Origin of the sequence: Hymenobacter monticola, from assembly GCF_022811645.1 — a bacterium.
GTDB lineage: Bacteria > Bacteroidota > Bacteroidia > Cytophagales > Hymenobacteraceae > Hymenobacter > Hymenobacter monticola.
In genome coordinates, this window is the sequence record NZ_CP094534.1 from 2,531,609 (window position 1) to 2,554,476 (window position 22,868).

Consider the following 22,868-nt stretch of genomic DNA (forward strand, 5'->3'; position numbering starts at 1 on the left):
CGCGGCGCTCAGGATGACAGATTTATACAACACACGACCCACATGGCAGAGCAAAAAATCACCATTAAAAACGGCAAGCTGACCGTTCCGGACAAACCCACCATCCCCTTCATCGAAGGCGACGGCACGGGGCCGGACATCTGGCGCGCCTCCAAGCTGGTGTTCGACGCCGCTGTTGAAAAAGCCTACGGCGGCAAAAAACAGCTGGTGTGGAAAGAAGTGCTGGCCGGTGAAAAGGCTTACAAAGCCACCAACAACTGGCTGCCCAACGATACCCTCGACGCCTTCCGCGAATACCTCGTGGGCATCAAGGGCCCGCTGACCACGCCCGTGGGCGGTGGCATCCGCTCCCTCAACGTGGCCCTGCGCCAGGAACTGGACCTCTACGCCTGCGTGCGCCCCGTGCGCTACTACGACGGCGTGCCCTCGCCGGTGAAGCACCCGGAGCTGACCGACATGGTCATCTTCCGCGAAAACACGGAGGACATCTACGCCGGCATCGAGTACATGAACGGCACGCCCCAGGCCCAGAAAATGCTCGAATTCCTGCAGGACGAGATGGGCGTGAAGAAACTCCGCTTCCCCGATTCGTCCTCGTTCGGCATCAAGCCCGTGAGCAAGGAGGGCACCGAGCGCCTCGTGCGCGCCGCCATCAAGTACGCCCTCGAAAACAAGCTGCCTTCGGTGACCATCGTGCACAAAGGCAACATCATGAAGTTCACCGAAGGCGCCTTCAAAACCTGGGGCTACGAGCTGGCCGAGAAGGAATTCGGCCCCAAAGTCTTCACCTGGGCGCAGTACGATAAAATCGTGGCCAAACAAGGCGTGGAAGTGGCCGAGGCCCTGCAGAAGCAGGCCGTGGAGCAGGGCAAGCTCATCATCAAAGACAGCATCGCCGACGCCTTCCTGCAGCAGATTCTGCTCCGCCCGTCCGAGTACTCGGTGGTGGCTACCCTGAACCTGAACGGCGACTACATCTCCGACGCCCTGGCCGCCATCGTGGGCGGCATCGGCATCGCGCCGGGCGCCAACATCAACTACCTTACCGGCCACGCCATCTTCGAAGCCACCCACGGCACGGCCCCCAAATACGCCAACCAGGACAAGGTGAACCCCGGCTCCGTCATCCTCTCCGGCGTGATGATGCTGGAGTACCTGGGCTGGAAAGAAGCCGCCGCCCTCATCAACAAAGGACTCGAAGCCGCCATCGCCAGCAAGCGTGTGACCTACGACTTCGAACGCCAGATGGAAGGCGCCACCCTCCTCAAAACGAGCGAATTCGCCCAGGAGATTGTGAAGAATATGTAGTAGCTTGGCCGCGGCCTAAGCACCTACAGAAACCCCCGCGTCGGCTGCAAGGCTGGCGCGGGGGTTTTGTGTATAACCACACAGTATAGAGAAACTTGTCTGCACTACCGTATATTGCCTCTGTAAAACTATATTTGGGGCAAAGCCGTTTTGCATAAAAAAACAACCATATGTCCTCTGAATCTTCCTTCGACCAACTAGTAGACGTAATCAACTCTAGTGCCGACATTCCCAAACTTTATGCAAACGAAGTGACAGGAGCGCTAAGCCCAGTAGACATAACGCTTTTACTTTTCCAAAATGACCGCTCAATAGCGTCATTAAATATTCCTTTGGGAGTTGCAAAAAAAATACAAAGGATGTTGGGAGAAATGCTGACAGAGTTTGAGAAGGTATCTGAAACAACAGTCAAAAGCTCGCGTGAACTTTCTGATAAATTTAAAGGAAGCTCGGAATGAAGAATTACAATGAATTTTCGGTAAGTCACTTCGTTGTGGGAGTTAATAGCGATGTTGTAAACAAAGCTATTCATACTGCTGTGTTGGAAGTTTTCACTGAAAAGTTGAAAGCGGTAACCTCTTTGAAAAAGGGATGGAAATATGGCGAGGGTGAATCCATCAGTGATAACGCAATTAATTACGCTAGAAGAATTTTTAATAGCGTATATCGAAGCTTTTACGGTATTCCATTTGACTTATTTCCGATTGCTGACGGAGGTATTTCGTTAGTATTTAGAAATAAAGATTTGTTCTTTGAATTTATCGTTGAGCCAAATGGTAACGTTGAGCTGGTGATAGAAAGAGGAGTAGGCAGTAATTACGATATCATTGAAGAAGCTGATGGTATTAATGTTGATAATGCCGTTGACTCGATACGTAATTTTATTGGCCAATATCAATCTGAATCCCAATGCTCCTCATACGAGTACTTCACTCCAAAGAATATGACGCTGCACGTAAGAGATTTGTTAGCAGTAGTTTCAGGAACTCATCCAACGGTAGTGGAATATCCGTCGTATGTAAAGAATGCGCTATTAAAACCAGTGGAGACATATGTTCACATCTCAGAGCATTCTATAAGTCAATCGCCAGCGACCCAATTCTCTTCTGGCTTCTTGATATCGAAGAAATTGGAGAAGTTAGATTGGAGCAAGAAGATAGCGCATCAGGTGATAAATGCCATTTAAATCTACAAGGTTTAACAAATGGTCAAGCTAGAAAATTGTTTAAAGACTCTTTTGATAGCGATGTGGACCCTGAGCTATTTGTTTGTGATGGAGTGATAGAAAAGAAAATCATGCAAAGTGATATTGAAAAATATCATTGATGATTTTTACATAGCGCACTGCGAGTCAATAGAAAAGGGCACCCACGCCACGCGGGTGCCCTTTTTTATGCCCAAAACACTTCTAGCAACCTACGGTATTTTCGTCGTCCCGCCGCCCTCGCCTTGCTCCTTGCGCACCTGTTGGCGCAGGTTGCGCAGGGTGTAGTCCTTGAGCCGGGCCTTGTCGCTTGTTTTGTAGAGGCTTTTGCCGTCGTCCATCAGCTGCTTCATCAGCTTATAGAGGGCTCGGAACAGTTTCACGTTATCGGCCGTGAGCAGGCGCTGGTCGCTGAGGCTGCTGCCCTGGGCCGTGCTGTCGGCCACCAGCTGGTCGTACAGCTCCTGGAGTTGGTCGATTTCGCCTTGGGTCTGGCCCTTGGCCAGCAGGGAGGCTTTGTTAGCCCCTATATTCTGGAGCAGGGTGTTCAGGGAGTCGGCCAGGCCCTCGTGCTCGTCGTTGTTGCGGTCGCGCCGCACCGGCTCGATGCCGAACTTCTTGGCCGCCACCGTCAGGCTTTCGGCCCGGCGCAGGCGCGCTTCGAGGCGGTTGAGCAGCTGCGGCAGCGCCGCCAGCAGCGCATCAATGCGCGCCGTAATGGCGCCGCGCTGGGCCACGGCCACGCTGCTGCGCGTCACCTTTTCCACGGCCTCCACGGCCGCGTCGTAGTCGGCCAGAAACTTGGGTTTGTAATCCTCGGGCAGCAGGTCCACGAAGTCGGCGCGGTCACGCACGTAGCTGGTGCGCAGCAAGCGGCCCAGGGGCAGCAGCTCGTTAATGCGGAAGTTGAAGGGTAAACTCAAATCATCCATTGATAAACAAATAAAAGGGTGAGAAGTGAAGCCGTAATGTTACTGATTTATCGCCATATCCAAACAGTAACACGCCAAACCCATCGGACGCGCTTCCGGACCCATCGGCCCGGCATCCGGAGCCATCGGCTGACCTGCGGGACCCGTCGGCCGCCGTTCCGGCACCATCGGACGGACTTCCGGACCCATCGGACAGCTCCCGGGGCCATCGGAGGCATTTCCGGAGCCGTCGGATGGCTTCCGGACTCATCGGACGAACTTCCGGAGCCATCGGCTGCCCCCAGCGGGGCGTTGATTTCCCAAACCGAACCGTTTATTTCGCGTATCCTTCCGCCCGCCCATTCGCCCGCGCCGCCATGCCCATCAACAGCCCAGGTTTTCGCCTCCTGCTTCTGGTATCCGCCTGTATGCTGCTTAGCGCCTGGCTGCCGGCGCACTTCAAGCTGTGGTTTGTGAGCGAAACCGGCAACGTTGGCCACGGGCAGACGATGAATGTGCTCATGATTCTGCTGCTGTTTGGCCGCTGGCGGCACGCCATTACGCTGGCCCTATTCGTGAACGGGCTGCAATTCCTGTTCGGCGCGTTGGTGCTGTACTGGAACTGGCAAGACGGCGGCCCGCTGCTGGGCCCCTGCCTCACGACGTTCTTGCATTTTGTGGTGCTCAAGGTGCTGAACGACTCCCGCGCCGTGCGCGCCTTCATGGAGGACAAACAGCTGGCTTAGTAGCTAGCTATTCTCCCGGCTTCAAGCGCTGGAAGGCGTTGTTCAGCACTTCGGCCCAGGTGGGGTGGGCCAGAATCATGTCTTCCAATTCCTGGTAGCGCAGCCGGCCCGCCATCGCCAGCTGGAACATGGTCATAATTTCGCCGCCCTGCTCGCAGAACACGGCCGCGCCCAGCAGGCGGTCGTCCTCGCCCACCAGCACCTCCACAAAGCCGTCCGTCTCGCCCGTTTGCACAGCCCGGCCGATGGTGCGGGCCGGCAGCCGGCTCACCCGGTAGGCAATGCCCTTCTCCTTGGCCATATTCTTCGAGAGGCCGATGCGGCCCAGCTGCGGCTCGGTGAACACCACGTAGGGGAGGGGCCGGTGCTCGGTGGTGCGCTGGCCGTGGTGCAGCAGGTTGTCGCGCACCACGCGGTAGTCGTCGTAGCTGATGTGGGTGAATTGCGGGCCGCCTTTCACGTCGCCCAGCGCGTACACGCCGCGCGTGCCGGTTTGCAGCTGCTCGTTCACTTCAATGTAGCCCTTTTTGTTGAGGGTGATGCCGGTGTTTTCGAGGCCAAGGTCGTCGGTGTTGGGAGTGCGGCCCACGGCCACCAGCAGGTGGCTGCCATGCAGGCGGCGCTCGCCGTCTTTGGTAGTTACAGTGAGGGTGATGGTGCCGTCATCGGCGCGGCTCACGCGGCGGGTTTCGGCGCCGAGCACCAGCTCCACGCCCGCGTCGGTGAGGCATTGTTCGAGCGGATGGCTCACGTCGGGGTCTTCGCGGGCCATCAGGCGTGGCTTGCTGTCGATGACCGTGACGTGGGTGCCCAGTCGCTTGAACAGCTGGCTGAACTCGACGCCAATGTAGCTGCCGCCCAGAATGAGCAGGTGCGCGGGCTGCTCTGTCATGTTCAGCAGCAGCGAGTCGCTGGTGTAAAAGCCGCTGTCGGCCAGGCCCTCGATGTCGGGCACGGCGGCCCGGGTGCCGGTATTGATGAAGATGAGCGGGGCCGTAACCTGCTGCTCGCCGCCGCCCACCAGCGCCACCTGCAGCGTGTGCGGCGCCGTGAACCGCGCCCGCCCGCGAATGAGCGTGATGCCCTCGCGGTCCTCGGTCAGCTTGCGCTTGAGGCTGTCGCGCGAGTTCTGGCGCAGGCGGTGCATGCGTTCAATCACGGCCCCAAAGTTCACCACCGGCTCGGGGGCCTCAATGCCCAGCTCGCCGGCCAGGCGCACGTGGTGGGCGCGCTGGGACGAGGCCAGCAGCGCCTTGGTGGGCGCGCAGCCGTAGTTAATGCAGGAGCCACCCAGCGAAGCGCTTTCAATCATGGCCACCTGGCGGCCGGCTTCGGCCAGGGCGTAGGCTAGGGGGGTGCCGGCCTGGCCGGCGCCGATAATGATGGCATCAAAGGAATCAGCGGGCATAGCGGCGCGGGGAAAAAGTGTAGCTAGGCATACGGCAGGGCGCGGGCAAGGGGCTGGCATTCCTCCTAAAAAAGCTGCGCCGTAGCGTCGGGCCACACGCAATCGGCGCCGGGCGCGTTAGCCCGGCGCCGCCGAATGCCGAATATTGCACCATGAAGTCACCTTTGCGTTTGTTGTGGGCCCTCGGGCCACTAGGATTATCAAGCTGCGCCTCGCTGTATTTTCCGCCTCCGCCGCACGCGCCCATGCTCACGCACCAGGGCGAGTTTTACGGGGCCGTGAGCACCAACCAGCACACCAACTACGCCATCCAGGGCGCCTACGGCCTCACCAACCACCTGGCCGTGGCGGGCACGTTCTCGTCGCTGCATCGCAAGAAATCCGACAAAACCGAAGACATCGACTTCGGCGAAGCCAGCCTCGGCTACTTCACCCGCCTGCCCGACAAGCGCGTGCTCGAAGTGTACGTGGGCGGCGGCGGCGGCGCCACCCGGCGCATCGAGCGCAACGAGGCGCAAATCGCCACGCGCACCCTCGACGGCAGCTTGTCCAAGTTCTTCGCCCAGGTGAACTACGCCAAGAAGAAGCAAAACACCCTGCACCTTTTCAACCGCGACTTCCCCCTGACCTATGGCGCGGCCATGCGCCTGAGCTACATGCAGCTCAACAATTTCACCATCAACGGCCTGCCCGCGCCCGGCGAAAGCAATGTGTTTTTTGAGCCCATCACTTTCACCCGCACCCAGATTGCGGGCCCGGTGCAGCTGCAGCTCATCAGCGGCCAGATTTTTGGCCTGCGCCGCAACGAGTTTTTGAAGGCGGCCAACTCGGTGTTTCAGGTCGGCATCGTCATCAATCTGGATAAGAACACCACGCTGGACGATTAGCCCTCCACTGGCATCAGCCCACAAAAAAGCCCTGGCTGTTCAGCCAGGGCTTTTTTGTGCGGTTTGGTTTTCCCGGGGTGTCGTCAGCATCGTTTGCCGACATGGCCAAGCATTATTTCGGTTGGCTCTCGAAGAAGGTTTTCACCGGTTTTTTGAACAGGCCGCCGCTGGTAGCCAGGAACACCGTGTCGCGCCAGGTTTCCAGGCCGTTCAATTCCAGGTTGGCAATGCCATCGTTTTTCAGAAGCCGCGCGCGGTAGCCCGTGCTGTTGACTTTCAGGGTAAACAACAGGTTGTTGCCCATGGCGTGGTAGATGCCCACCAGGCTGTCGCCCACGGGATGGATGGAGTTGAAGCGCAAAATGCCCGAGGCGCCCGACGTTATCTGCCAGGTCAGGCCGTTGTCGTCGGAAACGCCCAGCTGGTTGGTGCTCATGTGGGCATACACCCGGCCTTGCCACTTGTAAAACGTCTCCACGCCGTATGCATTCGTCAGGACTTGGCGATAGGTGCCGTTCTGCTCAATTCGATACACGCCCTGGTTGCCGCAGTCAACCAAAAAGTAGTTGTCGATGGCCGTAATCAAAGTAGGGTAGGAAGGGTACAAGCTGTAGCCGGCCACGGGCAGCGTGATGACGCGTGGCGTTGGCATGGGCTGCGACGGATAGCCGAAGGTCGTGTCGTAGGTGGGCACCTGTGCCAGCACCAAGTGCATTTGGTTATCGATGAAGAGGTTGGTGGTGAGGTAGGGAAACAACAGGTAGCGGTTGACGTTGATGGCCCCCATCTTAAAATAGGAACGGTAGCCTTTGGGTACCAGTTGGGCGCGTTGGTCCAGCCGTTTCAACCGAATGGTTTGGTAGGCTTGGCCATAAACCGGGTCTTTGGTGGGAATAATCGTCACCGTTGTGTCGCTGTAGGTGACAAAAAAGTCGGGCCCGATGGGCAGGCGCACGTTGACGTCGGTGGGAACAGGCGCCAGATACGATTGATAAACCGGGCGGCCTTGCTGTAAGGTCAGCGTAGTGAAGGCGCCGGGTTGCTGCATGTACAGCCCTTGCGGCCCCTGGCCGATGCCCAGAATAACGTTGTTGAAGCCCGTGAACTGGCCGGTAGGGGCCCAGCTGTACTGCCGGTCCTGCACCACTATTTTCTCAACTTCCTTTTTGCAGGAAAGGAGCAGAGAAAGCGATAAGAAAGCCAGATAGCGTAGTTTGAAAAGCATAGCGGAAAGAAGCGGCGAACAAAAAAAGTCCCGGCCGAAACCGGGACACTAAGTTAGCTGCAAAAGGATGCAAGAAACCATAAATCACTACCTCCCGTCTGGCAGGTGCCGTGCTGGCGGCCTACCGAGTAGCCAGCCGCAGCGTGCGCCGGCCCGATGGGGTTTCCACCTGCAGCAGGTAGAGGCCGGCGGGCAAACCAGCCGGTAGGTCCAGTTTTCCATCCGTAGGCAACGAGACCGGAACTGTCAGCTGCCGCCCGGCCAGGTCGTGCAAGCTGCACCGCACGGGGCCCGCGCCGGCGCCCTGCACCAGCACGCGGCCCTGCGTCGGATTGGGAAACACGCTCACGTCCGGCAACTGCTGGCCGGGCCGGGTGGCGGTGCCCACCCGGTAATCGGTGATGCCGATGTCATCAATGTTGATGCGCGGATTGGTGGCCGCGGCGGTGTTGGTGCTGCTGAAACGCAGGCGCACGTTGCCGGTCCGGTTGGCCGTGAAAGAATAAGGCGTGAGGGTGCCGGTAAGGGTAGGAGCGGGGCTGCTGCCCAGCAAGCTCGTGTAGGTCACGCCGCCGTCGGTCGAGATTTCAGGGATGAAGGAGGCCCCGCTTTCCGTGGCATAAGAGGCCGCGCTGACCGTCACCACGCCCGCGCCGTTGGGCTTGTCCACGTCCATCTCTACGAAGCCGCCCCCGCGCAACCGCGCCGACTTGAGGCCGTTGAATTTGTCGACGCCGGCCGTGGTGCCGATGAGGGCTTCGCCCAGGGTCCAGCCCATCGTAAACAGCAGTACTGACGCCGGGACGTAGCTGGTTTTGGTGCCGGTTTCGAAGTCTTCGAAAAAGACGGGCGGCACCACAAAGGGCGTGCTGCTGGTAGCAGTGCCGCCCGTAGTGGTGACGGTGATGGGACCGGTGGTAGCGCCTGCGGGCACTCGGACCGTAAGCTCGTTATTTGAAGGCGTGTATTGCAACTGCGCAAGTGTACCGTTGAAATACACCGCGTTCTGGCCCTGAGCGATAAAGCCTACGCCTCTAATCGTGACCAGCGTGCCCACCGGCCCTATGGTTGGGGAAAAACCTGTAACAGTGGGAGGCCCTGGAACAGCCGTAAACATGACCACGCCCGGCAATGTAGTGCCGCCACCGCCGGGGCCGGGGTTGCTTACTCCGCAGTAGCTCGAAATGGGGGCATTTACACCACTCGTGGTGATGGGAGCAGTGAGCTGAGTCGACGAAACGTAAGTAGTAGGCCCAATCGTGAACGGCCCGTTGTTGTAGATAGAAGCGGTAGCACCGGGCACAAAGTTGCGGCCATAGAAATTCACCACCGTAGTGCCAGGCATACCCGTTGCCGGCGAAACACCAGTAAGCGTCGCCGGCAGATTGGTTGTTGCCGCCACCAAGCCCGTAACGGGCACATCGACCGTAGTGGTGCCAGCACTGCTCAGGCTAATGTTGCCGCTGAAGGTGCCCACTGCTGCCCCGGTCAGGCGAAATAACACCGAAGCGTTGCTCACGAAGCCACCCGACTGCGGCGTTAGGCTCTGCGTAGCCGCGTAAGTTCCAACACTGGCTAATGCAACTTCAAAACCTGCAGGCGCGGCTACGGTGATATTTCCGGTCAGGCTGGAACCGCTCACCAACACCGTACCGGTGGCAGGCGAAGGGCTGCCGACTACCGCCGTGAGTGGCTGCTGCAGCAACAACGAATACGTAATGACGCCCAGCGGACGCCGTTGTGGCCGCAGCCGGTTCGAGGCTGCCTCTACCCGGTAAGACTCATCACAAAGAGGACTGATTGTAAGTCCGACGAACAGCAATAGCGGTAGAAATTTTATTGTTGCCATCAGTTCAGTGCGTGCGGATGAGATATGCAAAAGGCAGACTGAAAGTAGTGTTTTATAATTGAAAATTAAAATATTCTAACACAGGAAAAAGCAAAGGCCATAAAAAAGGCCCCAGCTGCTGCTGGGGCCTGCTCGTATTCAAACAGAGCGAATAATTACTTGCCGCCCAGCACGCGCAGCATGGTGTCGCCAATCTCGGCGGGCGAATCCACCACGTGGATACCGCACTCGCGCATGATGGCCATTTTGGCAGCAGCCGTGTCGTCGGCACCGCCCACGATGGCGCCGGCGTGGCCCATGCGGCGGCCGGGAGGCGCCGTCTGGCCGGCGATGAAGCCTACCACGGGCTTCTTGTTGCCGGTTTCTTTAATCCAACGAGCCGCTTCGGCTTCCATGCCGCCGCCGATTTCGCCAATCATCACGATGCCTTCGGTTTCGGGGTCGTTCATGAGCAGTTCCACCGCCTGCTTGGTGGTGGTGCCGATGATGGGGTCGCCGCCGATGCCGATGGCCGTGGTCTGGCCCAGGCCGGCTTTGGTGAGCTGGTCCACGGCTTCGTAGGTCAGGGTGCCCGATTTGCTTACGATGCCGATTTTGCCTTTCGAGAAGATGAAGCCGGGCATGATGCCCACTTTGCACTCGCCGGCGGTCATCACGCCGGGGCAGTTCGGGCCAATCATCGTGATGCCTTCCCGGTCTTTCAGGTAGTGCTTCACGGCAATCATGTCCTTGGTCGGAATGCCTTCGGTGATGGTGATAATCACCTTGATGCCGGCATCGGCCGCTTCCAGGATGGCGTCGGCCGCGAAAGCCGGGGGCACGAAAATGATGCTGGTGTCGGCGCCGGCTTTCTCCACGGCTTCGGCCACGGTGTTGAACACGGGACGGCCCAGGTGCTCGGTGCCGCCCTTGCCGGGCGTGACGCCGCCCACCACGTTGGTGCCGTAATCCATCATTTGCTGGGCGTGGAACGAGCCCTCGGAGCCGGTGAAGCCCTGCACGATAACCTTGGAATTTTTATTGACCAGAACGCTCATTCGGAGGTGTTTTTGAGGAATTTGGTGGGTGGGACGCCCTGGCCCGGTCGGGCAACGGCGCTGCAAAAGTAGGGCATTTTGGGGCTAGGGCAAGCTGCCCGCCGGAGAGAAGCCCTGCGTGCGCGGAAAAGCAGCGAAGCTGGGGCCGCAGCGGCCTATCAGGGCCTGAAAAAGAGTGAAACCGGGAAACAGGATGTCTGGCTAATACCGCGCTATATTAGAATAGCTCGGGCAGCGCCGCGCGGCGGCTTGGTTGGCCGGCGTATATTAGCGGCGTTGGCCCGGCGGCATTCTGCTTGGTCACTCGCTTGTTTTCTTCCTTGCCGTGGCTACCATCCCACTTCCCAACCTGTCCGCCGAAGAGGTCGCGCGCCTGCGCAGCCTGCGCGCCGCCGAACTGCTGCCGGCCCTCACCGAGCCGGTGTTCAACGAGTTTGTGGCCCTCACGGCGCGCATTTTCAGCCTGCCCATCTCGCTGATTTCGGTGGTGGAGGAAACCGACGTGTACTACCCGGCCAACGTGGGCATGCCCGACAACAAGCAGCAGCCGCGCATCGAGGCGCTGTGCGCCACCGCCATCGAGCAGGCCCACGCCGTGGTGTACCACGACCTGGTGCTGGAAGAAAACCCGGAAATCCCGAAGGAAGCCCTGCAGGCGGCCGAAGCCAACGGCCTGCGCTTCTACGCCGGTGCCCTGCTGCTGCTGCCCGACCAGCGCCCGCTCGGCACGCTGTGCGTCATCGACCGCGCCCCGCGCACCTTCACGGCCGAAGAGCAGCGCATTCTGGAGCTGCTGGCGGCCTTGGTGAGCCGCGCCGTGGCCGTGCGCCACCTGTGCCGCCTCCACCCCGAAACCGGCGAGGCGCAGTGGGCCCGCCTAAGCGCCGAGCTGGAGGAGGAGGTGCAGGCCCTCAACGCCCTGGTGCGCTACCTCACGGCCCGCCATGGCACGCTGGTGCCGGTGCCCGCCGCCTTTCTGGCCCAGGTAGAAAGCCGGCTGCGCGACCTGCAGGCCCTGCTCGACGCTTTTCACCCCAGCGCGCAATAGTACCGGGGGCCGCTTGGTGCCTACGGTTTTTGGGAGTCGGCAGCGGTGCGGCCTCACCACGCGGCGGGCGTTTGTACCTTTGTCGCCTCACCCGTCACCATCCCACCCGGTAAATTTTCATGTATTTCAACCACGTCATCGAGGCCGTTGGCCGCACTCCACTCGTCAAGCTCAACAAAGTCACCGACGGTATCAAAGGCACGGTGCTGGCCAAAGTGGAGTATTTCAACCCCGGCAACTCGGTGAAAGACCGCATGGCCATCCGCATGATTGAGGACGCCGAGAAGGCCGGCCTCATCAAGCCGGGCGGCACCATCATTGAGGGCACCAGCGGCAACACCGGCATGGGCCTGGCGCTGGCCGCCATTGCGAAGGGCTACAACACCATCTTCGTGATGAGCGACAAGCAAAGCAAGGAAAAGCAGGACATCCTGCGCGCCGTGGGCGCCCAGGTGGTGGTGTGCCCCGTCGACGTGGCCCCCGAAGACCCGCGCAGCTACTACTCGGTGGCCAAGCGCCTCAACCAGGAAACGCCCAACTCCTTCTATCCCAACCAGTACGACAACCTCTCGAACGCCGCCGCGCACTACGACACCACCGGCCCCGAAATCTGGGAGCAGACCGAGGGTAAAATCACGCACTGGGCGGCCGGCGTGGGCACGGGCGGCACCATCTGCGGCGTGAGCAAGTACCTGAAGGAGCAAAACCCCAACATCTTCACCCTGGGCCTCGACACCTACGGCTCGGTGTTCAAGAAGTACAAGGAAACCGGCATCTTCGACCACAACGAGATTTACCCCTACAAAACCGAGGGCATCGGCGAAGACATTCTGCCCAAGAACGTAGACTTCGATGTTATCGATTTGTTTCTAAAAGTGACCGACAAGGACGCCGCGCTGATGACGCGCCGCCTGGCCAAAGAAGAGGGCCTGTTTGTGGGCTGGAGCTGCGGCTCGGCCGTGCACGGCGCCTTGGAATACGCCCGTGAGCACCTTACGGAAGAGGATACCATGGTCATCGTGCTGCCCGACCACGGCACGCGCTACCTCGGTAAAATCTACAACGACGACTGGATGCGCGCCCAGGGCTGGTTGTAAAAAAGCTGAACAATTGCCGGGGCAATCTATGTTCGGTATCTTCGTGGAAGCTTAAATTAACTTCATTATCCATGTCTGCTAATTTGAACCACATTGTACTCGTCGACGACAACGAAACGACCAGCTTTCTCAACAACCGCCTGTTGGGCCGCCTGGCCGTGGCCGACCACGTGAGCACGTTCTCGCGCGCCGACGAGGCCTTTGAGCAGCTGTGGGGCAGCGCCAAGGGCGGCAGCTCGGCGCCCGCGCCCGACCTGGTTTTTGTGGATTTGAAGATGCCCGGCGTGTCGGGCTTCGAGTTTCTGGAGCTCTACAACGCCCTGCCCCAGCCGGTGCAGGACAAAACGGTGATGGCCGTGCTCACCACCTCCATGCACGGCGCCGACACCGCCCGCGTGGCCAAGTACCCCAACGTGGAGTACCTCACCAAACCCCTCACCGAAGAAAAAATGCTCAAGCTGCTCGAAAAGCGGTTTCAGTAATTAAAGGTCCCTTTCTGAGCTAAAAACAAACAGTAAAAAGCCCCGACTCAAGCCGAGTCGGGGCTTTTTATTTGCCCTTAATCTTGTCGAATACCCCTTGGAAGATGCCGGTGTTTTTCTGTTTGAGAATAATGTAGCGCACCGAGAAAGCCGTGGGGAAGCGGTTCCAGTCGGCGGAGTGGAATTCGATGGTGGGCTTGAAGTCGAACGCGAGCACAATGCGGGCAAACGGAATCTTGTACTCGGCCCCAATCATGCCGTCGAAGCCCCAGAAGTTGCCGTCGTCTTTGTGGGTGCCGAAGTGCCCGCCGGCCCCAAAATAGTAGTTGAGGCTGGGACCCAGAATGCCGAAGTGCCGCTCGGCCAGCAGGGTGGCGCTGCGCTCGCGCTCGGCCAGCATGCCCAGGCCCTCAATCGTGGTTTTGGGCAGCACGAGCTGCTGCACGGTGAGGCCGTAGCTGCCCCCGCCGCTGCGCAGGCCGGCGGCGGTGCGGTACTTCTGGGCCGCGGCCGGTTGGGCGATTGGGAATAATAACAGGCCGCAGACGAGGCCGTAAGGAAGGCGCGGTGAAATTATAAATAAGGCCATATGAGGTAGAGACGCATAATTGCGTCTCGTTGTTGAACGATGCACGAATTCGGTATTGGTCGTTCAACGACGAGACGCAATTATGCGTCTCTACTCCACCGCGTCGACGAACGTAAACTGCTGGCCGTCGAACAAGCCTTTGTCGCTCAGCTTCAGGCTGGGAATGACCAGCAACGCCATGAACGAAAGCGTCATGAAAGGCGCGCCCAGCGGGGAGCCAAACTCCTTGGCCAGGGCATCGACGGCTGCGTAGGCTTCGGCCACAGACGGCCCGGGCTGGTCCGACATGAGGCCGGCCACGGGCAGGGGCACGAGGATTTCGCGGCCGTCGGCGCCCACCGCGGCCAGGCCGCCCTTGGCCTCGATGACGAGGTTGACGGCGCGGGCCAGGCGCTCGTCGTCGCAGCCCACGGCGGTGATGTTGTGCGAGTCGTGGCCCACGCTGCTGGCCAGCGCGCCGTGCTGCAGCCCAAAGCCGCGGATAAAAGCGAGTGCCGGCGCCGCGCCCGGCTGGTAGCGGTTGATGACAGCCAGCTTGAGCACATCGTCGGCCACGTTGGAAACCACGAAGCCGTTTTCAACCGAAGCTGGCAGGTCGACGCGGGCCGTGATGAGCTGCCCATCAAAGCACTCGATAACGCGGGCCGTGGGCTGAGCCGAAGTGGGCGCGGGCAGCTGAAACTCGGCGGCCGTCACGGGTTGGGCGTGGAAATTATTGACCACGGCTACAGGCGCGGCCGGCAGCAGAGACTTTCCGTTTTCGGCTACCAGCACGCCGTTGAGGTAGGTTTGCTGCACCTCGAAATCGCGAAGGTCTTTCACCACGATGAAGTCGGCCGGGTCGCCTTCGCCCAGCAGGCCCACGGGCAGGTTGTAGTGCTTCACGGGGTTCACGCAGGCCACGCGCAGCACCTGAAATAAGTCATTGCCGAGCGCCACGGCCCGCTGCACCAGCTGGTTGATGTGGCCCAGCACCAGCGTGTCGGGGTGCTTGTCGTCGGAGCAGAACATGAGGTTGGCGTAGTGCTCGGGCAGCAGCTCAATCAGGGCGTCGAAGTTGCGGGCCGCCGAGCCTTCGCGGATGAGCACCTTCATGCCCACGGCCAGCTTGTCGCGCGCCTCGGCGGCCGTGAAGCACTCGTGGTCGGTGCTGATGCCGGCGCTGGCGTAGTGGGCCGCGTCGTCGGCGCGCAAGCCGGGGGCGTGGCCGTCCACGGGCCGGCCGGCGGCCTGGGCAATGGCAATTTTCTGCATCACGTCGGCGTCGCGGTGCAGCACACCGGGCCAGTTCATCATCTCGGCCAGGTAGCCGATTTTGGGATTTTCGAACAGTCGGGCAATGTCCTGGGCTGTGATTTCGGCGCCGGCTGTCTCAAACGGCGTGGCCGGCACGCAGCTGGGCGCCCCAAAGCAGAACTTGAAAGGGGAGTGGCTGGCGTTTTCGAGCATGAATTCCACGCCGGCCACGCCCAGCACGTTGCCAATTTCGTGTGGGTCGCTCACGGTTGCCACCGTGCCGTGCGTCACGGCTAGGCGGGCAAACTCGGTGGGCACTAGCAGCGAGCTTTCCACGTGCACGTGGGCATCCACGAAGCCAGGCAGCACGTAGGGAAGGGCCGGGTCGGCCTCGGCCTCATCGATGGGCGCAATGCTGGCGATGCGGCCGCCCTCCACCGAAACAATGGCGGGCTGAATGGAACGGGCGAAAACGTCGACGACGTTGGCCGTGAGCGAAAAAGCGGGAGTCATGCGTTGGCAATAATTAGAAGCAGCGGCCGGTGGGAAGGGGGCGCAAAGAACCTTAACTTTGAGTTAAAATAGATTGGCTATGAAAAAATCTTTGTCGAGCCTTGTGCTGCTGCTGGCGCTGCTGGTGCTGGGCGGCAGCCTGTTGGGAGGCTGCGCCCGCCGCACCGCGCAGCAGAAAAAAACCAGCTGGTACAAGCACCACAGCGGCGGCAAAAGCGTGCCGTGTCCGTGCGGGCACTAGCTGCGGCGCTCTTCGCTTTTTGCTGATTTTGCCAGCGCATTTGGACAAAAACCAATGGGCCACGTGGCGCCCGGCGCAACCCCGGCGCCCTTGGGGTTGTTAATTTGCCGGTCAGCCGGCTGCGCCCGGCCATTTCGCTACCCACGCTATTGCTATGCCCGATACCAGCCCCACGCCCCTCGAATCCATTCAGCAAGCCGCCGAACAGGTGCGCCAGCAGCTCAACCTGAAAACGTTTGACGCCGAAGCCGTGGCGCACCTCGACAACTTTATTGAAGCCCAGCGGGGCGTTTTGCCGGCCGCCGAGCGCGATGGCGTGGTGATGGCGCTGGGCTGCTTTCTGGGGCAATGTATGGTGCAGGTGTACCGGGCCGAATGGGGCACGGGCAAGGACGGCAGCACCGGCGTGGGCCTGGCCGGCAGATTTTTTTTCAACCCCTTTTATTTAGTCAATTCCCAACTGAATGAGGGAGAAACAGCTTCCGTAGCGGCTTTTTTTGCCTCGGTGCCCCAGCGTTTGAAGACCCCACCGGCCGCGCGTAAGACTTGGATTTCGTAATCTTGCGGGGCCAATGGCCGCCCGCGTCGTTATGAAACAACTCGTTATCGCCATTGACGGCTACTCCTCTTGTGGCAAAAGCACCACGGCCAAAGCCGTGGCCCAGCTGCTGCACTACGCCTACGTCGACACCGGCGCCATGTACCGCGCCGTGACGCTGTACCTGCTGGAAAACGACATCGCCTTTGATGACCTGGCCGGCATCGAAAAGGCACTGCACGACATCCACATCAGCTTCCGTCGCAACCGCCGCACTGGCCGCAACGAGCTGTTTCTGAATGGCGTGAACCGCGAGGACGACATCCGTCAGATGCGCATCTCCAACTCGGTGAGCGAGGTCTCGGTGATTCCGATGGTGCGGCACGCCATGGTGGCCCAGCAGCAACAAATGGGCCGCAAGCGCGGCGTGGTGATGGACGGGCGCGACATCGGCACCACCGTTTTCCCCGATGCGGAGGTGAAGATTTTCATGACCGCCGAGGTGGAGCTGCGCGCCAAGCGCCGCCAGGAAGAATTGGCCGAGAAAGGCGAAATCGTGCCGCTGGACGACATTATCGAGAACCTGCGCAAGCGCGACCACCTCGACTCGACCCGCGCCGAAAGCCCCCTGCGCCGCGCCCCCGACGCCGTGCTGCTCGATACCACGCACATCACCATCACCGAGCAGGTCGATTTCGTGCTCGACAGGGCCTCGTCGGCGCTGTTTGCGGCGGGCTGGGATTAAATTGGGATTAAAGGTGCCGGTATTTTGTAGGCCTTCCCGCTCGGCTGTTCCGTACCTTTGCCCCCGGCGAACCACTCGCCGCCGCAGTGGTGTTAAAGGCACAGCATGAAGGTCACGATTGATAAAAATTCCGGCTATTGCTTTGGCGTCGAATTCGCCATTCAGATGGCCGAAGACGAGCTGGCGCAGGGCCACAACCTCTATTGCCTGGGCGATATCGTGCACAACCGCATGGAAGTGGAGCGCCTGCACCAGCTCGGCCTGCGCATCATCGACCGCGAGCAGCTGGCTGAGCTGCACGACACCAAAGTCCTCATCCGGGCCCACGGCGAGCCGCCCGAAACCTATCAATTGGCCCTCAAAAACAACCTGGAGCTGATTGATGCGAGCTGCCCGGTCGTGCTCAAGCTGCAAAACCGCGTGAAGCACGCCTTCGACCTGAGCCAGCGCCAGGACGGCCAGATTGTGATTTACGGCCAGCCCGGCCATGCCGAAGTAGCGGGCCTCACGGGCCAGACCGGCAACCGCGCCATCATTGTGATGAACGAGGCCGACCTCGACCAAATTGACTTTGCGCGCCCCGTCACGCTCTTTAGCCAAACCACCAAAAGCACGGCCGGCTTCTACAAGATGAAGGCCCTGATGGAAGCCCGCATCCAGGCCGCCGGCGGGCAATTGGATAGCTTCGACGCCAACGACAGCATCTGCCGGCAGGTGAGCAACCGCGAGCCAGCCCTGGCCAAGTTCGCTGCCGAATACGACGTGGTGCTCTTCGTGAGCGGCCGCAAAAGCTCCAACGGCAAGGCCCTGTTTTCGGTGGTGAATGCGGTGAACCCGCGCAGCTACTTCATCGAAAACGCCGACGAGGTGAACGAGGACTGGCTGGCCGGCGCGCATACCGTGGGCATCTGCGGCGCCACCAGCACCCCGCTGTGGCTGATGCAGCAGGTGGCCGAGCGCGTGGAAGGCGTGGGCGAGCTGGCGTAGAGGCGTTTCGCATAGATTTTAACGTCTGTCATCCCGAGCGCAGCAAAGGACCTTCTCACATTGGAACGACTTGTTCTTCAGTGAAAAGGTTCTTCGCTGCGCTCGGGATGACAGACGTTGCCATTACTGCTCCGCCAGCGCCTCCTCGTATAGCCGCCGGTTTTCCTCGTCGAACACCACAAACACCACCCGCTGCGGCCACTCGTGCGCCGCCAGCCACTGCCGCACCTCACGCACGGCTATGGCAGCCGCTTCCTGCTTGGGGTAGCCGTAGATGCCGGTACTGATGCTGGGGAAGGCCACGCTTTCAAAGATGCGAGCTGTAGCAATTTTAAGACAGCTCTGATAACACGCCGCCAACTCCTCGGCTTCATGTTGGCTGCCGCCGTGCCAAACCGGTCCGGCGGTGTGAATAACGTAGCGCGCGGGCAGGTTGCCGCCGGTGGTTGCGACGGCTTGCCCGGGCGGAAGGCCCGCCGGATATTTTCGGGCCCGCAAGAATTTACACTCCTCCAGAATGGCCGGCCCACCGGCCCGGTGAATGGCCCCGTCGACGCCGCCCCCGCCGAGTAGGCTGGAATTGGCCGCGTTGACGATGGCCGAAACCGCCTGCTTGGTGATGTCGCCCTGCACGAGCTGGATGCGGTTGGAAAGGGTAGGAGTAGGCATGGCAATTTTGATGGCGGGTGTAATGGGGCACGCTGGACCACGATTCATGGCCTACGCTTCGGCCGCGTCAATTGATGCCTGAGCAGCCGCTTGCGACGCTTCGGCAACGGGAAATGACGCGCCCCGGGGCCCAAAATGTACCTTTCATCATCAATTCCAACCAACCTCAACCCCCAAGCTCATGGAACCCCTGCAACGCGACCCCTACCTGTGGCAAAAAGCGAAAGCCCGGGCTAAGTTTCAATCGCACCTGGTCACCTACCTGTGGGTGAATGCCTTGCTCTGGGTGATTTGGGCCCTCACCGACCGCTACCATTCCGGCGAAATTCCCTGGCCCATCTGGAGCACCGCCTTCTGGGGCTTCGGGGTGCTGATGAGCGGACTGGCGGCCTACGGTGGCCTGAGCCGTGAGCACCGCACCCAGCGCGAATACGAACGGCTGGTGCGCGAGCAGGGCGCGGTTGACCCACTGGATAAGTACCGCTAAGCGGTTTGCTGCCTGATAATTGTACCTCTCTTCTGCAAATAAGTAAACCGGTCTGGCCCCAACGGAAGGGCTTTCAACTCACTTTTAAGGACGTCTGTCTTGGCAGAAGTGCTTAATAACCGAGATGAAAGCCCTCCCATTGGGGCCGGCTTTCTTTCAATTGCCTTTTCGCCTGCATCAGCAGGGGAAGCCTTGCGGCTACGCTGGGCTAGCCGCCGCGGCCTATCTTCACCGCCATGAACCGCCCTCGCTCTCCCAAGCGCCTGCTCGGCCGCCGCGAACTGGTCGATTTTCCCGCCTTTGCCCTCGGCGGCATCGAGGCCAAGGTGGACACCGGCGCCTACACCAGCGCCATCCACTGCACCGATATTCACATCGAAACCGACGCCGCGCAGCGACCCGTGCTGCTTGTGCGCCTGCTCGACCCCGAGCACGACGACGCCAACGGCCGGCCGCTGGCTTTCTCCGATTTTGCGCTGCGCGACATTCGGTCTTCCAACGGCGAGGTGCAGGAGCGCTACGTCATCCGGGCCGTGGTGCAGCTCTACGGCGAAGATTTTGAGGCCGAATTTTCGCTCTCTGACCGCTCCGATATGAAGTACCCCGTGCTGCTGGGCCGCAGCCTGTTGCGGCAGGGCCGCTTCGTGGTGGACGTGGCCAAGCGCAACCTTTCCTACAAATCCCTGGCCCATGCCGCCGCGCGCCGCGCCCGGCCCTGAGTTAGTTTTGCGGCCGGAAGAACATTGTGCAGAAGAACGTCATGCAGAGCGCAGCGAAGCATCTTTACCGTAACAGTAACCCAATCGACAGGAATTACTTCTGAGGTAGAGATGCTTCGCTGCGCTCTGCATGACGTTCTTGCATTTCCCACCCGCCACCTTACCTCGTCCCACCCGCCCTTTCTCCACCCCCTCACCACCTCCACCCAATCCACCCCCGATGAAACTGGCCATTCTTTCGCGTGAGCCGAAATCCTACTCCACCCAGCGGCTGGTGGAGGCCGCGGCTGCCAAGGGCCACGAAGCCGTGGTCATCGACCACCTGCAGTGCAACATTGTGCTGGAAAAGGGCCAGCCCGGCATCATCTACCAGGGCGCCCGGCTCGAGGGCTTCGATGCCATCATTCCGCGCATCGGCGCCTCGGTCACGTTCTACGGCACGGCCGTGGTGCGGCAGTTTGAGATGATGAAGGTGCGTACGGCCATCGACAGCCAGGCCATTGTGCGCTCGCGCGACAAGCTGCGCTCGATGCAGATTCTGAGCCGCGCCGGCGTGGGCATGCCCAAAACGGCCTTCACCAACTTTTCCGAAGACGTGCCCACCATGATAGAGCAGGTGGGCGGCGCGCCGGTCATCATCAAGCTGCTGGAGGGCACCCAGGGCCTGGGCGTGGTGCTGGCCGAGTCGGCCAAGGCCGCGCAGTCGGTCATCGAAGCCTTTCACAACCTCAAGGCCCGCATCATTGTGCAGGAATTCATTGCCGAAAGCAAGGGCGCCGACCTGCGCGCCTTCGTGGTGGATGGCGAAGTGGTGGGCGCCATGAAGCGGCAGGGCAAGGAAGGCGAGTTCCGCTCGAACCTGCACCGCGGCGGCTCGGGCACGCTGGTGAAGCTCTCGCGGGCCGAAAAAGCGGCGGCGCTGCTGGCCACCAAAGCGCTGGGCCTGGGCATTGCGGGCGTCGACATGCTGCAAAGCAAGCGCGGCCCGCTGGTGCTCGAAGTCAATTCCTCGCCTGGGCTGGAAGGCATCGAGAAAGCCACCAAACAGGACATTGCCGGCCGCATCATCGACTACTCGACCACGCTGGCCACAAAGAAAAAGGCGAAGCCGAAGGCAAAAAAAGGGGCTGGGCAGGCCGTTGATGCCCAGTCGGACGTGCCGGCCGGGAAGTAGGGGAGGGCAGTGTATGGTTTAACTCCCCTCCTTACCAACCGAAGGTCGGCGAAGCCAAGGAGGGGATGCCGGCGCAAAGCGCCGGCTGGTGGTTGTGGGCGTTGAATGGCAGGCACAGCAATAGTACTTCCATCGTTCAACGCCCACAACCACCCCCGTCCGAGCCTGCGGCTCGAACATCCCCTCCTTGGTAAGGAGGGGAGTTTGTCGTTCCTTCGCCTTGCCCATGCCCGACGCCCCCGCTCCCGCCCCGATGTACCTCAACGACCTCACCATTCAGCCGGGCGAGCGGGTGCTCACGCGGCTGGTGATTTCGCGGCTGCCCTCGGGCACGGTGATTGACGTACCGGTGCACGTGCTGCGGGCCACGGAGCCGGGACCCACGCTGCTGCTCATGGGCGGTATGCACGGCGACGAGGTGAACGGCATCGAAACCATTCGGCGGCTGGTGCGGCGCGAGCTGCTCACGCCCACGCGCGGCAGCGTCATCGCCATTCCCATTCTCAACATCTACGGGTTTCTGAATTTCAGCCGCGAAGTGCCCGATGGCAAGGACGTGAACCGCTCGTTTCCGGGGTTTCCGCGCGGCTCGCTGGCTGGGCGGGTGGCCCACCGCTTCATGCGCGAAATCATGCCACTGATTGACTACGGCATCGACTTTCACACCGGCGGCGCGGCGCGGGCCAACTTCCCGCAGGTGCGGGGCCTGCTGGGCGTCGACCCCGAAGTGGACGCCCTGGCGGCCGCTTTTGCGGCCCCGTTCACGCTGCACGCTTCGTTGCGGGCGGGCTCGTTGCGGGAGGCAGCCCACGGGCTGGGCAAGCGCGTCATCGTGTACGAAACTGGGGAGAGCCTGCGGCTGGACGAGCCCGGCATTGAGGAAGCCGTGGCGGGCACTTTGCGAGTGATGCACCACCTGGGCATGGCCCCGGCGGCCCCCGCGCCGGCCCGGCCCAGCATCGTGTGCCGGCGGCATACGTGGCTGCGGGCGCGCTTCGCAGGGCTTTTCCGGGCGCACGTCGAGAACGGCCAGTTTGTGGAAAAGGGCCAGATTTACGGTTCCGTGGCCGACCCGTATGGGCAGCAGGCCGTGCGGCTGGAGTCGCCGCTGAGCGGCTACGTCATCGGTCTCAACCACATGCCGGTGGTGAACCAGGGCGATGCCCTGCTACACATTGCCGTGCCGGAGTAATTTTCGGCATGGAAATACCTTTTTCGATTGACGCCGGCCGGGTGCGCCTGCGCCACCTGCGGCCCACCGACCTGCCCATTTTTGCCGCCTACCGCGCCGACCCGGCGGTGTGCCGCTTCCAGGGGTTCGACCCGTTCGGCCTGGTGGAGGCCCGCGACTTTATTGCGCAGTACGCGGCGGCCCCCATCCCGGCCGCACCCGGGGAGTGGGTGCAAATTGCCATTGCCCGCAGTGCCGACGACCAGCTTCTGGGCGACTGTGCCCTACACCTGCAGGCCCACGAGCCACGCATAGCGGAAGTGGGCATCACGCTGGCCCCGCGCTGGCAGGGGCAGGGCTATGCCTCTGAGGCGTTGCAGGCATTGTTGAAGTTCTGCTTTGAGGAGCTGGCCCTGCACCGCGTGGTGGCCTTGGTCGACCCGCGCAATCAGCCGTCGGTAGCGCTGATGGAGCGCGTGGGGATGCGCCGTGAGGGGCACTTCCGGCAGAATGGCTGGTACAAGGGCGAGTGGTGCGACGAATACCAGTACGCCCTGCTAGCCGCCGACTGGGCCGCCGCGGGCTAAGCTGCGCCGG

The 22,868-nt window shown here is 60.9% G+C and carries 24 protein-coding genes and 1 pseudogene; 17 read left to right on the forward strand and 8 right to left on the reverse strand.

Annotated elements, in window-relative coordinates:
• The first annotated feature begins 42 nt into the window (after positions 1-42).
• From icd to MTP16_RS10545, 3 genes are all read left to right on the forward strand, one after another.
• Positions 43-1,308, forward strand: a complete 1,266-nt coding sequence (gene icd, locus MTP16_RS10535) for an NADP-dependent isocitrate dehydrogenase (protein ID WP_243519490.1) — start codon at positions 43-45, stop codon at positions 1,306-1,308.
• Positions 1,309-1,478: 170 nt separating this feature from the next.
• Complete coding sequence (locus MTP16_RS10540) at positions 1,479-1,766, forward strand: hypothetical protein (protein WP_243519492.1); 288 nt, start codon at positions 1,479-1,481, stop codon at positions 1,764-1,766.
• Positions 1,763-2,494, forward strand: coding sequence for a hypothetical protein (locus tag MTP16_RS10545; protein WP_243519494.1), 732 nt, complete (start codon positions 1,763-1,765; stop codon positions 2,492-2,494). The genes MTP16_RS10540 and MTP16_RS10545 overlap by 4 nt, the downstream gene beginning before the upstream one ends.
• A gap of 230 nt (positions 2,495-2,724) precedes the next feature.
• Here the strand turns inward: MTP16_RS10545 and MTP16_RS10550 are convergent, their stop codons facing one another.
• A complete protein-coding gene (locus MTP16_RS10550; protein ID WP_243519496.1) occupies positions 2,725-3,435 on the reverse strand; it encodes a hypothetical protein in 711 nt (236 codons plus the stop codon).
• Positions 3,436-3,851: 416 nt separating this feature from the next.
• Here MTP16_RS10550 and MTP16_RS10555 point away from each other — a divergent pair, with 416 nt between their 5' ends.
• Complete coding sequence (locus tag MTP16_RS10555) at positions 3,852-4,169, forward strand: hypothetical protein (RefSeq protein WP_243519498.1); 318 nt, start codon at positions 3,852-3,854, stop codon at positions 4,167-4,169.
• A 7-nt stretch (positions 4,170-4,176) separates the two neighbouring features.
• On the opposite strand, the gene MTP16_RS10560 is transcribed toward MTP16_RS10555, so the two are convergent.
• Positions 4,177-5,577, reverse strand: a complete 1,401-nt coding sequence (locus tag MTP16_RS10560; RefSeq protein ID WP_243519500.1) for a mercuric reductase — start codon at positions 5,575-5,577, stop codon at positions 4,177-4,179.
• Positions 5,578-5,822: 245 nt separating this feature from the next.
• Here MTP16_RS10560 and MTP16_RS10565 point away from each other — a divergent pair, with 245 nt between their 5' ends.
• Complete coding sequence (locus tag MTP16_RS10565; RefSeq protein ID WP_243519503.1) at positions 5,823-6,464, forward strand: hypothetical protein; 642 nt, start codon at positions 5,823-5,825, stop codon at positions 6,462-6,464.
• 112 nt (positions 6,465-6,576) lie between these two features.
• On the opposite strand, the gene MTP16_RS10570 is transcribed toward MTP16_RS10565, so the two are convergent.
• The 3 genes from MTP16_RS10570 to sucD form a co-directional block, all read right to left on the reverse strand.
• A complete protein-coding gene (locus tag MTP16_RS10570; protein ID WP_243519505.1) occupies positions 6,577-7,689 on the reverse strand; it encodes a hypothetical protein in 1,113 nt (370 codons plus the stop codon).
• 121 nt (positions 7,690-7,810) lie between these two features.
• Entirely contained in the window at positions 7,811-9,394 is a 1,584-nt protein-coding gene (locus MTP16_RS10575) for a T9SS type A sorting domain-containing protein (protein WP_243519507.1), read from the reverse strand.
• A gap of 299 nt (positions 9,395-9,693) precedes the next feature.
• Positions 9,694-10,575, reverse strand: a complete 882-nt coding sequence (sucD, locus tag MTP16_RS10580) for a succinate--CoA ligase subunit alpha (RefSeq protein ID WP_243519510.1) — start codon at positions 10,573-10,575, stop codon at positions 9,694-9,696.
• A gap of 325 nt (positions 10,576-10,900) precedes the next feature.
• Here sucD and MTP16_RS10585 point away from each other — a divergent pair, with 325 nt between their 5' ends.
• The 3 genes and pseudogenes from MTP16_RS10585 to MTP16_RS10595 all read left to right on the forward strand — a co-directional run bounded on the left by MTP16_RS10585 (position 10,901) and on the right by MTP16_RS10595 (position 13,202).
• Positions 10,901-11,623, forward strand: a complete 723-nt coding sequence (locus tag MTP16_RS10585) for a GAF domain-containing protein (RefSeq protein ID WP_243519512.1) — start codon at positions 10,901-10,903, stop codon at positions 11,621-11,623.
• 119 nt (positions 11,624-11,742) lie between these two features.
• Positions 11,743-12,717 (forward strand): annotated as a pseudogene (locus MTP16_RS10590) (PLP-dependent cysteine synthase family protein); the annotation flags it as partial.
• Positions 12,718-12,791: 74 nt separating this feature from the next.
• Positions 12,792-13,202, forward strand: a complete 411-nt coding sequence (locus MTP16_RS10595) for a response regulator (RefSeq protein ID WP_243519514.1) — start codon at positions 12,792-12,794, stop codon at positions 13,200-13,202.
• Between the two features lie 67 nt (positions 13,203-13,269).
• Here the strand turns inward: MTP16_RS10595 and MTP16_RS10600 are convergent, their stop codons facing one another.
• Together MTP16_RS10600 and ade are read right to left on the reverse strand one after the other, a co-directional pair.
• Positions 13,270-13,791, reverse strand: coding sequence for a hypothetical protein (locus MTP16_RS10600; protein WP_243519516.1), 522 nt, complete (start codon positions 13,789-13,791; stop codon positions 13,270-13,272).
• Between the two features lie 90 nt (positions 13,792-13,881).
• A complete protein-coding gene (gene ade / locus MTP16_RS10605) occupies positions 13,882-15,540 on the reverse strand; it encodes an adenine deaminase (protein ID WP_243519518.1) in 1,659 nt (552 codons plus the stop codon).
• A 79-nt stretch (positions 15,541-15,619) separates the two neighbouring features.
• On the opposite strand from ade, the gene MTP16_RS10610 reads away from it, so the two are divergent.
• The 4 genes from MTP16_RS10610 to MTP16_RS10625 all read left to right on the forward strand — a co-directional run bounded on the left by MTP16_RS10610 (position 15,620) and on the right by MTP16_RS10625 (position 18,051).
• Positions 15,620-15,781 carry a hypothetical protein gene (locus tag MTP16_RS10610; RefSeq protein WP_243519520.1) on the forward strand — a complete coding sequence of 54 codons (162 nt, stop codon included), beginning with the start codon at positions 15,620-15,622 and terminating at the stop codon, positions 15,779-15,781.
• 154 nt (positions 15,782-15,935) lie between these two features.
• Positions 15,936-16,340, forward strand: a complete 405-nt coding sequence (locus tag MTP16_RS10615) for a hypothetical protein (protein ID WP_243519522.1) — start codon at positions 15,936-15,938, stop codon at positions 16,338-16,340.
• A 31-nt stretch (positions 16,341-16,371) separates the two neighbouring features.
• Positions 16,372-17,064, forward strand: a complete 693-nt coding sequence (gene cmk / locus MTP16_RS10620) for a (d)CMP kinase (RefSeq protein WP_243519524.1) — start codon at positions 16,372-16,374, stop codon at positions 17,062-17,064.
• 105 nt (positions 17,065-17,169) lie between these two features.
• Positions 17,170-18,051, forward strand: a complete 882-nt coding sequence (locus MTP16_RS10625) for a 4-hydroxy-3-methylbut-2-enyl diphosphate reductase (RefSeq protein WP_243519526.1) — start codon at positions 17,170-17,172, stop codon at positions 18,049-18,051.
• Positions 18,052-18,174: 123 nt separating this feature from the next.
• Here MTP16_RS10625 and MTP16_RS10630 read toward each other — a convergent pair whose 3' ends face one another.
• Positions 18,175-18,720 carry an O-acetyl-ADP-ribose deacetylase gene (locus tag MTP16_RS10630; protein WP_243519528.1) on the reverse strand — a complete coding sequence of 182 codons (546 nt, stop codon included), beginning with the start codon at positions 18,718-18,720 and terminating at the stop codon, positions 18,175-18,177.
• A 181-nt stretch (positions 18,721-18,901) separates the two neighbouring features.
• Between MTP16_RS10630 and MTP16_RS10635 the strand changes: the two genes are divergently transcribed.
• The 5 genes from MTP16_RS10635 (at position 18,902) to MTP16_RS10655 (ending at position 22,858) form a co-directional block, all read left to right on the forward strand.
• Positions 18,902-19,207, forward strand: a complete 306-nt coding sequence (locus MTP16_RS10635) for a 2TM domain-containing protein (protein ID WP_243519530.1) — start codon at positions 18,902-18,904, stop codon at positions 19,205-19,207.
• A 236-nt stretch (positions 19,208-19,443) separates the two neighbouring features.
• Complete coding sequence (locus MTP16_RS10640) at positions 19,444-19,926, forward strand: ATP-dependent zinc protease family protein (protein WP_243519532.1); 483 nt, start codon at positions 19,444-19,446, stop codon at positions 19,924-19,926.
• Positions 19,927-20,146: 220 nt separating this feature from the next.
• Positions 20,147-21,100: a 30S ribosomal protein S6--L-glutamate ligase gene (rimK, locus tag MTP16_RS10645; RefSeq protein ID WP_243519534.1), complete on the forward strand. Its 954-nt coding sequence runs from the start codon at positions 20,147-20,149 to the stop codon at positions 21,098-21,100.
• 226 nt (positions 21,101-21,326) lie between these two features.
• Positions 21,327-22,292 (forward strand): succinylglutamate desuccinylase/aspartoacylase family protein, encoded by a 966-nt coding sequence (locus MTP16_RS10650; RefSeq protein WP_243519536.1) that lies wholly within the window; start codon positions 21,327-21,329, stop codon positions 22,290-22,292.
• 8 nt (positions 22,293-22,300) lie between these two features.
• Positions 22,301-22,858: a GNAT family N-acetyltransferase gene (locus MTP16_RS10655; protein ID WP_243519537.1), complete on the forward strand. Its 558-nt coding sequence runs from the start codon at positions 22,301-22,303 to the stop codon at positions 22,856-22,858.
• Positions 22,859-22,868 lie beyond the last annotated feature (10 nt).